Genomic DNA, 13,519 nt, shown 5'->3' on the forward strand with positions numbered 1-13,519 from the left:
CCTGACCGCGCCGGCACCGCCCGCGTGGCCGGGTCACCAGCGGGACGCTCCGGCCCCGACACCTGCCCCAGACGCTCGACGCCGGCTCCTCGGCGCGCACCCGCACGACCGGGGCGCCGACGTCGGGCAACGCACGAACCAAGCCAGACCCCGCCACCCAGCGAAGGAAGAACAATGGCCCGCATCTACGACGACGCGACCAAGCTCATCGGAAACACCCCGCTCGTCAAGCTCAATCGGCTGACCGAAGGACTCGAGGCGACGGTTCTCGGCAAGCTCGAGTTCTACAACCCCGCCAACTCCGTGAAGGACCGCATCGGCGTGTCCATCATCAATGCCGCCGAGGAGTCGGGCGAGCTCAAGGAGGGCGGCACGATCGTCGAGGGCACCTCGGGCAACACGGGCATCGCCCTGGCCTGGGTGGGCGCGGCCCGTGGTTACAAGGTGGTCCTGGCGATGCCGGAGACCATGTCCAAGGAGCGGCGTGCGCTGCTGCGCGCGTACGGCGCCGAGCTGGTGCTCACGCCGGGTGCCGAGGGCATGAAGGGCGCCGTCGCGGCGGCCGAGAGGATCGCGCAGGAGCGTCCGGGCGCCGTGCTGGCCCGCCAGTTCGCCAATGCCGCCAACCCGGCGATCCACCGCGCGACGACCGCCGAGGAGATCTGGGCGGACACCGACGGCGGCGTCGACATCCTGGTGTCGGGCATCGGCACGGGCGGCACCATCACCGGCGTCGGCCAGGTGCTCAAGGAGCGCAAGCCCGAGGTGCAGGTCATCGCGGTGGAGCCCGAGGAGTCGCCGATCCTGAACGGCGGCCAGCCCGGCCCGCACAAGATCCAGGGCCTCGGCGCCAACTTCGTGCCGGACATCCTGGACCGTGAGGTCTACGACGAGGTCATCGACATCAACCTCGCCACCGCGATCGACGCCGCGCGTCGCTCGGCCAAGGAGGAGGGCCTGCTCGTCGGCACCTCGTCCGGCGCCGCCATCGCCGCGGCCCTGCAGGTCGCCAAGCGCCCGGAGAACGCCGGCAAGACGATCGTCGTGGTCATCCCCGACTTCGGCGAGCGGTACCTGTCCACGCCGCTGTTCGAGGGCCTGGTCGACTGATGACCCGGGGGCGCGGGCTGCTCGGGGTTCTTTCCGACGACCTCGACGCCGCGCGCGCCCACGACCCGGCCGCGCGGTCCCGCCTGGAGGTCGCGCTCGCCTACCCGGGCGTGCACGCCCTCTGGGCATACCGCGCGGCGCACCGCCTGTGGCGGTTCCCGGCGATGCGCCTGCCCGCGCGGCTGCTCTCGCAGATCGCGCGGGCGGCGACCGGGATCGAGATCCACCCGGGCGCCCGGCTGGGGCAGCGGATGTTCATCGACCACGGCATGGGCGTGGTGATCGGCGAGACCGCCGTGGTGGGCGACGACGTGATGCTCTACCACGGCGTCACCCTCGGCGGCCGGTCGCTCAGCCGCGGCAAGCGCCACCCCACGCTCGGCGACCGCGTGACCGTGGGCGCCGGCGCCAAGGTGCTGGGCCCCGTCTGGATCGGTGACGACGCGCAGATCGGCGCCAACGCCGTCGTCGTCAAGGACGTGCCCGCGGGCGCCGTCGCGGTGGGCATCCCCGCGCGGGTCCGGGTGCCGAAGGCGCCGGTCGCGGAGCGGTCCCGCAACGAGGACCCGTCGGAGCTCATCGAGTACTCGATCTGAGCCCGCGCGCTGCCGCGGCGCAGAGCGGGTGGTCGGCAGAATGTCAGGTGGTCGGCAGCTCGGGTTGCCGACCACCTGACATTCTGCCGACCACCCAGCGGGGTGCCGCACCAGGCCGCGCCGGCCCGCGCGCTCAGCGCAGCCGGTCCGCGTGCTCCTGCGCCAGCTTCGGGGGCGCGGCGGCGAGCCACGCGTCGACCAGGGCCGCCTGGAGCCCGGCGTCGGTGATAACGCCCAGCTGGATCAGCATCCCGGCGAAGCCGTCGAAGTGCGCGATGGTGAAGAACCCCGGCCGGCCCTCGGCCAGGATCGCCTCCTTCTCCTCCAGGTCCTCGACCCGGACGCCGAGGATCGGGCCCTCCGGCACCGGGTCGTCGCCGAAGCGCTTGAGGTCGGCCTTCGTGAAGGGGCGCTCCCAGGCGAACGCCTTGGTGCCCACGGACCAGGCACGGTGGCGGTAGCTCAGGCCCTCGGAGGTCTCGGGGAGCGCGAGGGCGAGCCGGGCGACGTCGTCGTAGGTGGCCACGGGACCACCGTAACCACAACGGCCGCCGCGGGACCGGTAGGGTGTGGGCAGTACCTGGGACGCGCCGTCCCAGGTAAGCCGTTCCCACGATGAGGTGAACCCCATGCGCATCGGATTCCAGACCGGTTACTGGTCCCGCAGGCCCCCGAAGGGCATCCAGCAGTTCATCGTGGCCGCCGACAAGCTCGGCCTCGACTCGGTGTGGACCGCCGAGGCCTACGGTTCCGACGCCTTCTCGCCCCTGGCCTGGTGGGGCTCCCGCACCCGGAACGTGCGGCTGGGCACGGGCATCGCCCAGATCTCCGCCCGAACGCCGACGGCGACCGCCATGCAGGCCCTGACGATGGACCATCTGTCCAGGGGCCGGTTCGTGCTCGGGCTCGGCGCCTCCGGCCCGCAGGTGGTCGAGGGCTGGTACGGGCAGCCCTACAAGCGCCCGCTGGCCCGGACCCGCGAGTACGTGGACATCGTGCGGCAGGTCATGCGCCGCGAGGCGCCCGTGACCCACGACGGCTCGTTCTACCAGCTCCCGCTGTCCGCCGACGCCGAGGGTGCGACCGGGCTGGGCAAGGCCCTCAAGCCGACCGTGCACCCGTTCCGCCCCGAGATCCCGATCGTGCTGGCCGCGCAGGGGCCCAAGAACGTGGCGCTGGCCGCCGAGATCGCGGACGGCTGGATGGCCGGTTTCTACGCGCCCCGCATGGACGACGAGTTCCGCGCGCTGCTGGCCGAGGGCTTCGACGTCCGCTCCGAGAAACGTTCGGCGGCCGACCGGTTCGAGGTGTGCGCCACGGTCCCCGTCGTGGTGCGGGACGACGTCGAGGCCGCCGCCGACGTCATCCGGCCGCACATCGCGCTCTACGCGGGCGGGATGGGCGCCAAGGAGGCGAACTTCCACAAGCAGTCGCTCGACCGGCTCGGCTACAAGGAGCCGCTCGACAAGGTGCAGGAGCTGTACCTCGCCGGGCGCAAGGAGGAGGCGGCCGCGGCCGTGCCGACGCAGCTCGTCGAGGAGATCGCGCTCGTCGGGCCGGCCGACAAGATCCGCCGCGAGCTGCCCACCTGGGAGAAGACCGCGATCACGACGCTGCTCGTCCAGGGCGACCCAGCCTCGATGCTCGCGCTGCTGGCCGCGACGCAGGACAGCTCGCTGGCCGGGCGCGCCCGGTCGACGGCGGGGTCGCTCCTCGCGAAGGTCGCTCCGTCCAAGGTCTGACCGGACGCCTGGTTACCGGAGGGCCGTCGGCTCGGCGTCCTCCGGGAACCAGACAGCGCGCCGGAGGTTCACGCGGCGGCCGTCCTTGGACAGCGGGCAGCCCTCGGCGCGCAGCGCGTCCAGGGCCTCGGTCAGGTGCTGCTGCGGCGGGGAGCCCGCGGCGTTCACCACGCGCCACCAGGGCACGCGGTCGCCGTCGTCCCCGCCCGGCCCGCCGTCGTCGTCCGGGACGAGGTGTGCGTAGCGACTGCCTGAACCCGCCAGGACGCTCCCGACCTGGCGCGGGCCGCCGCGGCCGAGCTCCTCGCCGACGATCTCCGCGATGAGCCCGTAGGTCATGGCGCGGCCGGACGGGATGCTGCGGACGACGTCGAGCACGGCGGCGGCGTACTCCTCGACGTCGGTGAGCGGGGGTCCGGACGGCGGCTGGTTCACGGATGCGATCGTAGACGCGACCACCGACATCGCCCGGCGCGGGCCCACGTGCGCCCGACGGTTTTCCGCTTGCCCGCGGGTGCGACGATCGGCTCATGGCACTTCCCCAGATCGCCCTGCCGGCGGGGTACCGCTGGCGCACGCTGACCCCCGACGACCAGCGCCTCGTGACCGAGCTGGACACCTGGGCCTTCCCCACGGGCCACTCGCACGACGACCTCGACGCCGCCCCGTCCCCGCTCACCTGGGAACGCGCGGTGGGCATCGAGGCGGACGGCTCCGACGGCCTCGTGGCGATGCACGCCTCCTACCCGTTCGCGCAGTTCCCGGTGCCCGGTGCCGAGCTGCCGACGGCGGGCCTGACCTGGGTGGGCGTGCACCCGCAGCACCGCCGGCGCGGCCTGCTGACCTCGATGATCGACCTGCACCTGGCGCGCTCCGTCGAGCGCGGCGAGCCGCTGAGCGCCCTGTTCGCCGCCGAGGCCGCGATCTACGGCCGGTTCGGCTACGGCCATGCCGCCGACGACCTGCGTCTCGACGTCCCGCGCGGTGCGGCCCTGCGCGACGTGCCCGGCGCCGAGCGGCACACGGTCCGGGTCGAGGTCGCCTCCCGCGAGCGCCACGGCGCGCTGGTGGACCGGCTGCACCGCGCCGCGGGCGCCGCCCCGGCCGGCGTCCCCGGTCTGAACCGGCCCGGCTGGGTCACGCGCGAGACCGAGGAGCTGCAGGCCGTCCTGTGGGACGACGCCCCGGTCCATCGCGGCGGGCGCGAGTCGCGGCGCATCATCGTCGTCGAGCTCGACGGCGAGCCGCGCGGCTACGTGACGTTCCGCCGGAACCTCAGCTGGGAGCCGACCGGCCCGCGCGGGCAGGTCAGCGCCGGGGAGGTCGTGGCGCTCGACGCCGCGGCGGCCCGCGCGCTGTGGGGCGCGCTGCTCGACCTCGACCTGACGAACGAGGTGAGCCCGTTCATCCTGCCGGTGGACGACGTGGTGACGCAGCTCCTGGTGAACCTGCGCGCTGCCGCGCCGCGCACGCCGGACAACCTGTGGGTGCGGGTGGTCGACGTGCCCGCGGCCCTCGCGGGTCGGCAGTACGCCGCCGACGTCGACGTCACGCTCGCCGTGACCGACACGCGGCTGCCCGCGAACGCCGGGGTGTACCGGCTGCGCGCCGAGGCGTTCGGGCCGGCGACGGTGGAGCGGGTGGACCCGGAGGTTCAGGCGCCCGAGCTGTCGCTCGACGTCCGCGAGCTGGGCGCGGCCTACCTGGGCGGGAAGTCGCTCGCGACGCTCGCCGCGGTCGGGCTGGTCACCGTGCACCCCGGGCGGGGGCAGGGGGCGCTGGCGCGGGCGAGCGCCGCGTTCGGCTGGCCGGTCGCGCCGGGGGCGTCCTGGGTGTTCTGACCCCCCTCAGGTCTGGCAGGTGCCGCACCAGAACAGGTTGCGGCCCGCCAGCTCCTTGACCAGCACCGGCGACCCGCACACGCGGCACGGCAGCCCGTCCCGGTGGTACACGTAGAAGGCCTGGTCGGAGGGCACGGCACCGGGGGCGCCGTCGGTGTTCTGCCGGGTCCGGGCGGGGGTGGCGTGCGCCCCCTCGGCGTCCGCCCGCCCCGCGTCCCGGTCCTCCGGCCGCGTGGTGACGATCGCGCCGTGGTCCGCGCCGTCGCGCATGAGCACGACCAGGTCGTCCCAGATCGCCCGAACGGACGACGCCGGCACGTCGCGCCCGGGCCGCAGCGGGTCCACGCCGGCGCGGAAGAGCGCCTCGGCGCGGTAGATGTTGCCCACGCCCGCGACGACGGCCTGGTCCATGAGCTGCTGCCCGATCGTCACCCGGGACCGGCCGACCCGGGCCACGAAGGCCTCCGGGTCGCCGTCGTCCCGGATGGGGTCGGGGCCCAGGCGCGCCTCGACGGCCTGCTTCTCGTCGGCCGTGATCACCTCGCACGCCGTCGGACCGGTGAGGTCGGCGACGGCGTGCTCGCCGAGCAGGCGCACCCGCACCTGCCCGCGCGGCTCCGGCACGTCCCACGTGTCAGAGGTAACGGACGAGGACGGGGCCGACGGCGGCACCGAGTCCCGCTCCCCGATCCGCCGCCGTGGCGCGCCGATCGCGTGCGCGACCTCGGGTGCGTCCGGGGCGCCCGCGAACGTCCACGCGCCGTACAGGCCGAGGTGGGTACGCAGCCACACCGTGTCGGACGCCGTCGGCCGGGGATCCGGCACACCAGCAGGAACGAACCCGAGGAAGAGCTGCTTGCCCCACGCCTCGCTCGCCACGAGACGACGGCCGTCCAGCACGCCGGCGCCGTCGGCGAACCGCCCCTGCGGGCTGCTCACCCGGAGCACCTGCCCGGCGTACAGCGTGTCGAACGTCCGCGCGAGGCGGTGGACGGTGTGTCCCTCAGGCACGCTTGCTCTCGTACTCGGCGAGCTGGTCGATGCGGCGCTGGTGCCGCTCGTCGCCGCTGAACGGCTCGGCCACGAAGGCCTCGACGAACGACGTCGCCTCCTCCACGCTGTGCATGCGCCCGCCGACGGCGATCACGTTCGCGTCGTTGTGCTGACGGCCGAGCTTCGCCGTCTCCAGCGACCAGGCGAGCACGGCGCGGACGCCGGTCACCTTGTTCGCGGCGATCTGCTCGCCGTTGCCCGAACCACCGATCACGATGCCGAGCGAGCCCGGCTCGGCGACGACGGCCTCACCGGCGGAGAGGCAGAAGGACGGGTAGTCGTCCAGGGGGTCGAGCTCGTGGGCACCGTGGTCGGTGACGTCGTGCCCGGCGGCGGTGAGGTGCTGCACCAGGTGCTGCTTGAGGTCGTACCCGGCGTGGTCGGCGGCGATGTGGAGACGCATGGCCCCATCTTCCCTCATCGACGATCAGTCGACCGCCGCACGCCACGAACCGGTACGCGGGCGGGAGATCAGGAAGCGGCGAGCGTGAACGTGCTGCTCACGTCCGCGCCGTCGGGGTGCACCGTGAGCGACCCGCTCTCGGCGTCGACGGCGAGGACCCCCGCCTCGTTGCTGATGGAGACCTGCTCGGGGCGGTCGAGCGTCGTCACGCCGAACACCTGGCTCGCGTCAGCGGGGTCGCACGTGGCGAGCGCGGGGTCGCCGCCGTCCGACAGCGTGAGGCACGACGGCTCGCCGTCGGTGAGCGCGACGGTGGTGAGCTGGAAGTCGTCCCCGCCGGCCTCCACGGGACCGATGATCCACTGCGCGGGCACCTCGTTGGCCGCGGGGTCCTCGACCAGGGCCAGCCCGCCCTCGACGGTGGGTGCGAGGAAGGTGCCGGCGTACGACTCGATCTCCAGCTCCTGGCTGCCGTCGGTCAGCGAGCCGTCCGCGGCGCCCTCGGTGGGCTCGGGAGCCGAGTCCTCCGGCGTCGGCTCCGACGTGGGCGTCGTTGCCTCCGACGTCGGCGAGGACGACGACGCGGGGTCGTCGCCGGCCGCGTCCGCCGAACAGCCCGCGAGAGCCAGGGCCACGCCGCAGAGAGAGATGGTCAGGAGGGCTCGGGGAGTTGAACGCATCGGGTGAGTACATCACAGCGCCCGCGACCGTTCGGGCAGGTCACCGGTGTGCGCCCGGCGCGTTGCGTACGCTGGCGCAATGACGAGCGATGCCACAGGAACCACGTCGGGAATCGACCTCGACGCACTCGACCCCGCCACCCGCCCGCAGGACGACCTGTACCGACACGTCAACGGGCGGTGGATCGACACCCACGAGATCCCCGCCGACCGTGCGATGGACGGCGCCTTCCGCGACCTCTACGACCAGGCCGAGGTGCACGTCCGCGAGATCATCCAGGACGCGCCCACCGGGTCCCAGATCGGTGACCTGTACGCGAGCTTCATGGACACCGAGCGCATCGCCGCGCTCGGGACCACGCCCCTGGACGAGGACTTCGCGCTCATCCGTGAGGCCGCCGACGCCGCGGCCCTGACCCGCGCGCTCGGCACGCTGCAGCGCACGGGCGGCACGGCCGGCGTCCGCTTCTGGGTGGACAACGACGCGACCGACCCCGAGAAGTACGTCGTCTACCTGCGGCAGTCCGGGCTGGGCCTGCCCGACGAGGCGTACTACCGCGAGGAGCAGTACGCGGCGCTGCGCAAGAAGTACGTGCCGCACGTGGCCCGGATGCTGCGCTTCACGCCGGTCCACGAGACCTGGGGCATCACGGCCGACGACGCCGCCCAGCGCGTGTACGAGGTCGAGAAGAAGCTGGCCGGCCACCACTGGGACGTGGTGCGCGACCGCGACGCGACCCTGACCTACAACCCGATGACGCTGTCCGCCCTGGTCGAGTCCGCGCCGGGCTTCGACTGGGTGGCCTGGGCCGAGGCGCTGGGCGTGCCGGCCGGCGCGTTCGACGACATCGTGGTCCGCGAGCCCGACTTCGCGACCGGCTTCGCCGCCCTGTGGAGCGAGCTGTCGCTGCTCGACTGGCAGCTCTGGATGACGTACCACGTGGTCAGCGCCCGGGCGCCGTACCTCACCGACGAGATCGTCGAGGCCAACTTCGACTTCTACGGCCGCACCCTGACCGGCGCCCAGGAGGTGCGCGAGCGCTGGAAGCGCGGCGTGGCCCTCGTGGAGGGCGCCCTCGGCGAGGTCGTGGGCTCGGAGTACGTCGCGCGACACTTCCCGCCGGCGAACAAGGCGAAGATGGACCGCCTCGTCGCCGCGCTGGTCGACGCGTACCGCGAGTCGATCCAGGGCCTCGACTGGATGACCGACGAGACCAAGGCGAAGGCGCTGACCAAGCTGGAGAAGTTCACGCCCAAGGTCGGCTACCCGGTGCGCTGGCGTGACTACTCCGGCCTGGAGGTCGACGCCGCCGACGTGGTCGGCAACGTGCGCCGGTCCAACGCGTTCGACCAGGACTTCGAGCTCGCCAAGATCGGCAAGCCGCTGGACCGCGACGAATGGTTCATGACGCCGCAGACCGTCAACGCCTACTACAACCCAGGCATGAACGAGATCGTGTTCCCCGCGGCGATCCTGCAGCCCCCGTTCTTCGACCCCGAGGCCGACGACGCCGTGAACTTCGGCGGCATCGGCGGCGTCATCGGGCACGAGATCGGGCACGGGTTCGACGACCAGGGCTCCAAGTACGACGGCGACGGCCGCCTCGAGGACTGGTGGACCGACACCGACCGCGCCGAGTTCGAGAAGCGCACGAGCGCGCTGATCGCGCAGTACGACGCGTTCCGGCCTGCGCAGCTCGCGGGGTCGGCCGTCGAGGTGTCCGAGGCGTCCGAGGCGTCCGAGGGCTCCGAGGAGGGCGAGGGCGGCGGCGAGAGCGCCGCCGAGGCGCACGTGAACGGCAGCCTGACGATCGGCGAGAACATCGGCGACCTAGGCGGGCTCTCGATCGCGATCAAGGCCTACCGGATCGCGCTCGGCAAGCCGCTGGACGAGGCGCCGGTCGTGGACGGGCTGACGGCCCTGGAGCGGATCTTCCTCGGCTGGGCCCAGGTGTGGCAGTCCAAGGGCCGCGACGAGGAGGTGCTGCGCCGTCTGGCGACCGACCCGCACTCCCCCAACGAGTTCCGCTGCAACGGCGTGGTGAGCAACGTGGACGAGTTCTACGCGACCTACGACGTCCAGCCGGGCGACGCGCTGTACCTCGAGCCGGAGGCCCGGGTCCGCATCTGGTAGTCGCCCCTCACCTTTGAGGCCTAAGTTTCTTCGCTTTGGAGCAGTCCAAAGCGAAGAAACTTAGGCCTCAAAGGTGAGCAGGCGAGGCGGCCCGGCCAGTGAGGCCTGGCCGGGCCGCCCCGGGCGTCAGGCGTCCTTGGCCTGGGCCTTCAGGGCGCGGTCCGTGCCCGCCAGCGCCTCGACGACCAGCCGGCGCAGCGCCGGGGCGGCGTCCGCGTTCGCCTCCAGCCAGGCCTTCGTCGCGTCGCGCAGCTCCGCCGACGCCAGCGGGGCCGGGTAGAAGCCCTCGATGATCTCCTCGGCGATGTGGTAGCTGCGCTCGTCCCACACCTTGAGCACGGCGTCCAGGTACGGCTGCACGACGTCGGCCAGCGGGGCCGGGTCGTTGACGTGCAGGAACCCGAGCCCGGTGTTCCGGATGATCGCGTTCGGCACGTCGGCGGCGTCGACCACCGAGGACAGGGCGGCGAGCTTGCCCTCGACCGTCGGCTTGGCGGCCCGGGCCCGGGCCGCGGACTGCCGGCCCGTCGCGGTGTCGTCGGCGGCCAGCGTGGTGTCGATCTCCGCGTCGCCGGCGGCGCCGTTGAGCACGAGGCCCTCCAGCAGCTCCCACCGCAGGTCGGTGTCGATCTCCAGGCCGTCGAGCGCGACGGACCCGTCCAGCAGGCCGGAGAGCGTCGCGACGTGCGCGGGCGTCGAGGCCACGTGCGCGAAGAACTTCACGAGCTGGAACTGCGTGTCCGACCCGGCGGCCGCGTCGCCCACGAGCGACCACAGCGTGTCGCCCACCTGGGCGAGCGTCGCCGCGCGGGCCGACGGCGCCACGAACTGCTTGGCGGCCAGCACCATCTGGTTCAGCGTGGTGCGCAGCGTCGTGGACTCGGTCTCGCCGGCGATGCCGCCCAGCACGAGCTGCACGTACTCCGACGCCGGCACCTCGCCGTCGCGCACCGCGTCCCAGACCGAGCCCCAGACAAGGGACCGCGCCAGCGGGTCGGTGATGTCAGCCAGGTGCTCCAGCGCGACGCGGAGCGAGTCGGCGTCGAGGCGGATCTTCGCGTAGGCGAGGTCCTGGTCGTTGAGCAGCACGAGCGCCGGGCGGTCGAGCTCCACGAGCTCCTTGACGTCGGTCCGCGGCCCGTCGACGTCGACCTCGACGAAGCGCGTGCGCGCCAGCTCTCCGCCGTCGGACAGGCTGTAGAAGCCGATGCCGAGGCGGTGCGGGCGGATGGTGGGCCACTCGGCGGGCGCCGTCTGCTCCACGACGAACGACATGATGCGGCCGTGGCTGTCCGTCTCGATGACCGGGCGCAGCGTGTTGACGCCGGCCGTCTCGAGCCACAGCTTGGACCATGCCTTGAGGTCGCGGCCGCTGGTGGCCTCGAGCTCGGTGAGCAGGTCGGGCAGCTCGGTGTTGCCCCACGCGTGCTTGCCGAAGTAGGCGGACACGCCCGCGATGAACGCGTCCCGGCCCACCCAGGCCACGAGCTGCTTGAGCACCGAGGCGCCCTTGGCGTACGTGATGCCGTCGAAGTTGACCTGGACGTCCTCCAGGTCCTTGATCTCGGCGACGATCGGGTGCGTGGACGGGAGCTGGTCCTGCTTGTACGCCCACGACTTCTCCATCGCGGAGAACGTGGTCCAGGCCGCCTCGAACTCGGTGGCCTCGGCCGTGGCGAGCGTGGAGGCGTACTCGGCGAACGACTCGTTCAGCCAGAGGTCGTTCCACCACTTCATGGTGACCAGGTCGCCGAACCACATGTGCGCCAGCTCGTGCAGGATCGTCACGACGCGGCGCTCACGCACGGCCTCGGTCACCTTGGAGCGGAAGACGTACGACTCCGTGAAGGTGACGCAGCCCGCGTTCTCCATGGCGCCCATGTTGTACTCGGGCACGAACAGCTGGTCGTACTTGGTGAACGGGTACGGCACGCCGAACGTGGACTCGTAGAACTCGAAGCCCTGGCGGGTCTTCTCGAAGATGTAGTCGGCGTCGAAGTGCGCGGAGAGCGACTTGCGGCAGAACGCGCCGAGCGGGATCTCACGGCCGTCCGACGACGTCAGGGACGAGCGGACCACCGCGTACGGGCCCGCGACGAGCGCCGTGATGTAGGTCGAGATGCGACCGGTGGGCTCGAACGTCCAGGTCGCGGCCTCGACGTCGTCCCCGCCGGTCGAGCCGCCCCCGCTGGTCGAGCCTGTCGGGACCGCGACCGGCTCCGGCGTCGGCTCGTTGCTCACGACCTCCCACGCGGCGGGCGCGGTCACGGTGAACTGGAACGTGGCCTTGAGGTCGGGCTGCTCGAAGCAGGCGAACACGCGGCGCGCGTCCGGCACCTCGAACTGGGTATAGAGGTACACCTCGCCGTCGACGGGGTCGACGAAGCGGTGCAGGCCCTCGCCGGTGTTCGTGTAGCCGCAGTCGGCGACGACCACGAGCTCGTTGTCCGCGGCCAGCCCGTCCAGGGCGATCCGCGAGTCGGCGAACACGACGGCGGGGTCCAGCTCGCGGCCGTTCAGCGTCACGGACCGCACGGCCGGTGCGACCAGGTCGACGAAGGTCGAGGCTCCCTCGGTCGCGGTGAAGCGCAGCGTCGTGGCGGACGCGAAAGTGTCCGGACCGGTGGTCAGGTCCAGCGCGATCTCGTACGACTCGACCGCTACGACGCCGGCGCGTTCGACCGCCTCGGCGCGGGTCAGGTTCTCTCCGGGCACGGGCCCTCCACGTCTGTCTGCTCATGGGCGCCGAACGGCGCCCCGCGCGTCGGAAAAACGCGCTTTATCGGTTGGCTTCTCGTCCGGTGTGTGAACTACCTGCGACGACTCGTCGATCATGCCACGCAGGAGTAACAGCGAGTAACGCCTTTGTGTACGATCAACCGCGGTCGCCCAGACCGACCGATTTGAGCTGAGGAGTTGCCCGATGTCCGGCACTGTGCCGCCCCCGCCACCGCCACCGGGCGGCAGCCCTGATGAGGAGCCCACGGCTCCCCTCCAGGAGCAGCACCCCGCCACCATGCCCACGCCTGTCCAGCAGGCGCCGGTGCAGCGTGTCTCGGCGGCGACGCGCAAGCCGCCCGCCATCTCGCCGACCAACCAGTTCGCCCAGGCCGTCACCCCCGCCCCGGCCGCACCGGGCGCGCCCCGGGTGCAGTCCGTGCAGCGCGGCGGCGACCCGACGATGCAGCAGCAGTACTACCCCGAGCAGTACCAGCAGCAGGGGTACGCGCAGCAGGGCGGCTACCAGCAGCAGCAGCAGCCCGGCCAGTACCAGCCGCAGGGGCAGTACCAGCAGCAGGGCCAGTACCAGCAGCAGCCCGCGCAGTACCAGCCGCAGGGCTACGACCAGTACGGCCAGCCGGTCTACGCCGGCCAGCCCGGCGGCTACCAGCAGGAGCCCGAGCGCAAGAAGCTCAGCCCCGGCTGGATCGCGTTCATCGCCCTGGACGTGTTGCTCGTGGTCGCCGCGATCGTGTTCGCCGTGAACCTGCTCGGCTCCCCCGACACCTCCGCCTCGGGCGGAGGCGAGTCCTCGGCCGCCGAGCAGTCGACCGAGCCGGAGGCCGAGGAGGGCCTGGAGACCGACGGCGGCGCCGGGGTCGAGACCTTCGCCGCGCCGTCGCTCAACATCACCTGCACGATCTCCGCCGACGCCGCGACCTGCGGCATCGCGGAGCTCAACCAGAAGCCCGCCCCCGACGCCTCCTGCGGCGGTGCCTCCGGCTACGTCGCGAAGGTCGACCCGACCGGCAACGTGACCCAGCCGTGCGTGGCCAAGAACGACCAGCCCAAGGCCGCCGGCGGCGACGTCCCGATCCTGAAGTACGACGCCACGAAGAAGGCCCACGGCTTCACGTGCACCAGCGCCAAGACCGGCGTGACCTGCGTGGCGGACGAGACCGGCAGCGGCTTCTCGATCGCCCGCGCGGGCATCGGGCAGGCCTGACCCTTACCCAGCGC

The 13,519-nt window shown here is 72.5% G+C and carries 12 protein-coding genes; 6 read left to right on the plus strand and 6 right to left on the minus strand.

Going from position 1 to position 13,519, the window contains the following annotated elements:
• The first annotated feature begins 174 nt into the window (after positions 1 to 174).
• Both cysK and epsC read left to right on the plus strand, forming a co-directional pair.
• Positions 175 to 1,110, plus strand: coding sequence for a cysteine synthase A (cysK, locus tag H291_RS0126930; protein WP_020018141.1), 936 nt, complete (start codon positions 175 to 177; stop codon positions 1,108 to 1,110).
• A complete protein-coding gene (epsC, locus tag H291_RS0126935) occupies positions 1,110 to 1,706 on the plus strand; it encodes a serine O-acetyltransferase EpsC (protein ID WP_020018142.1) in 597 nt (198 codons plus the stop codon). The genes cysK and epsC overlap by 1 nt, the downstream gene beginning before the upstream one ends.
• A 133-nt stretch (positions 1,707 to 1,839) precedes the next feature.
• Here epsC and H291_RS0126940 read toward each other — a convergent pair whose 3' ends face one another.
• Positions 1,840 to 2,232 (minus strand): MmcQ/YjbR family DNA-binding protein, encoded by a 393-nt coding sequence (locus tag H291_RS0126940; protein WP_020018143.1) that lies wholly within the window; start codon positions 2,230 to 2,232, stop codon positions 1,840 to 1,842.
• A 103-nt stretch (positions 2,233 to 2,335) separates the two neighbouring features.
• Between H291_RS0126940 and H291_RS0126945 the strand changes: the two genes are divergently transcribed.
• A complete protein-coding gene (locus H291_RS0126945; protein WP_020018144.1) occupies positions 2,336 to 3,448 on the plus strand; it encodes an LLM class F420-dependent oxidoreductase in 1,113 nt (370 codons plus the stop codon).
• 12 nt (positions 3,449 to 3,460) lie between these two features.
• On the opposite strand, the gene H291_RS0126950 is transcribed toward H291_RS0126945, so the two are convergent.
• Complete coding sequence (locus H291_RS0126950; RefSeq protein ID WP_026366178.1) at positions 3,461 to 3,883, minus strand: MGMT family protein; 423 nt, start codon at positions 3,881 to 3,883, stop codon at positions 3,461 to 3,463.
• A 95-nt stretch (positions 3,884 to 3,978) separates the two neighbouring features.
• Here H291_RS0126950 and H291_RS0126955 point away from each other — a divergent pair, with 95 nt between their 5' ends.
• Positions 3,979 to 5,289 (plus strand): GNAT family N-acetyltransferase, encoded by a 1,311-nt coding sequence (locus H291_RS0126955; protein WP_020018146.1) that lies wholly within the window; start codon positions 3,979 to 3,981, stop codon positions 5,287 to 5,289.
• A gap of 6 nt (positions 5,290 to 5,295) precedes the next feature.
• Here the strand turns inward: H291_RS0126955 and H291_RS0126960 are convergent, their stop codons facing one another.
• The 3 genes from H291_RS0126960 to H291_RS0126970 all read right to left on the minus strand — a co-directional run bounded on the left by H291_RS0126960 (position 5,296) and on the right by H291_RS0126970 (position 7,425).
• Positions 5,296 to 6,300, minus strand: a complete 1,005-nt coding sequence (locus H291_RS0126960; RefSeq protein WP_020018147.1) for an Fpg/Nei family DNA glycosylase — start codon at positions 6,298 to 6,300, stop codon at positions 5,296 to 5,298.
• Positions 6,293 to 6,745: a ribose-5-phosphate isomerase gene (locus H291_RS0126965; RefSeq protein WP_020018148.1), complete on the minus strand. Its 453-nt coding sequence runs from the start codon at positions 6,743 to 6,745 to the stop codon at positions 6,293 to 6,295. Before H291_RS0126965 ends, H291_RS0126960 begins: the two co-directional genes overlap by 8 nt.
• Positions 6,746 to 6,813: 68 nt before the next feature.
• Complete coding sequence (locus H291_RS0126970) at positions 6,814 to 7,425, minus strand: hypothetical protein (RefSeq protein WP_051109644.1); 612 nt, start codon at positions 7,423 to 7,425, stop codon at positions 6,814 to 6,816.
• 79 nt (positions 7,426 to 7,504) lie between these two features.
• On the opposite strand from H291_RS0126970, the gene H291_RS0126975 reads away from it, so the two are divergent.
• Positions 7,505 to 9,559: a M13 family metallopeptidase gene (locus H291_RS0126975; protein WP_020018150.1), complete on the plus strand. Its 2,055-nt coding sequence runs from the start codon at positions 7,505 to 7,507 to the stop codon at positions 9,557 to 9,559.
• Positions 9,560 to 9,685: 126 nt separating this feature from the next.
• Here H291_RS0126975 and pepN read toward each other — a convergent pair whose 3' ends face one another.
• A complete protein-coding gene (gene pepN, locus H291_RS0126980) occupies positions 9,686 to 12,274 on the minus strand; it encodes an aminopeptidase N (protein WP_020018151.1) in 2,589 nt (862 codons plus the stop codon).
• Positions 12,275 to 12,482: 208 nt separating this feature from the next.
• Between pepN and H291_RS33060 the strand changes: the two genes are divergently transcribed.
• Positions 12,483 to 13,505: a hypothetical protein gene (locus H291_RS33060; protein WP_157237381.1), complete on the plus strand. Its 1,023-nt coding sequence runs from the start codon at positions 12,483 to 12,485 to the stop codon at positions 13,503 to 13,505.
• The last annotated feature ends 14 nt before the right edge of the window (positions 13,506 to 13,519 follow it).

This window comes from Promicromonospora sukumoe 327MFSha3.1, from assembly GCF_000385135.1.
Taxonomy (GTDB): Bacteria; Actinomycetota; Actinomycetes; order Actinomycetales; family Cellulomonadaceae; genus Promicromonospora; species Promicromonospora sukumoe_B.

Bases quoted from the DNA above. Each gene is read 5' to 3' on its own strand.
- H291_RS0126965 (WP_020018148.1), bottom strand. From the start codon at position 6,745: ATGCGTCTCCACATCGCCGCCGACCACGCCGGGTACGACCTCAAGCAG.
- H291_RS0126975 (WP_020018150.1), top strand. From the start codon at position 7,505: ATGACGAGCGATGCCACAGGAACCACGTCGGGAATCGACCTCGACGCA.
- H291_RS33060 (WP_157237381.1), top strand. From the start codon at position 12,483: ATGTCCGGCACTGTGCCGCCCCCGCCACCGCCACCGGGCGGCAGCCCT.
- H291_RS0126970 (WP_051109644.1), bottom strand. From the start codon at position 7,425: ATGCGTTCAACTCCCCGAGCCCTCCTGACCATCTCTCTCTGCGGCGTG.
- H291_RS0126945 (WP_020018144.1), top strand. From the start codon at position 2,336: ATGCGCATCGGATTCCAGACCGGTTACTGGTCCCGCAGGCCCCCGAAG.
- cysK (WP_020018141.1), top strand. From the start codon at position 175: ATGGCCCGCATCTACGACGACGCGACCAAGCTCATCGGAAACACCCCG.
- epsC (WP_020018142.1), top strand. From the start codon at position 1,110: ATGACCCGGGGGCGCGGGCTGCTCGGGGTTCTTTCCGACGACCTCGAC.
- H291_RS0126955 (WP_020018146.1), top strand. From the start codon at position 3,979: ATGGCACTTCCCCAGATCGCCCTGCCGGCGGGGTACCGCTGGCGCACG.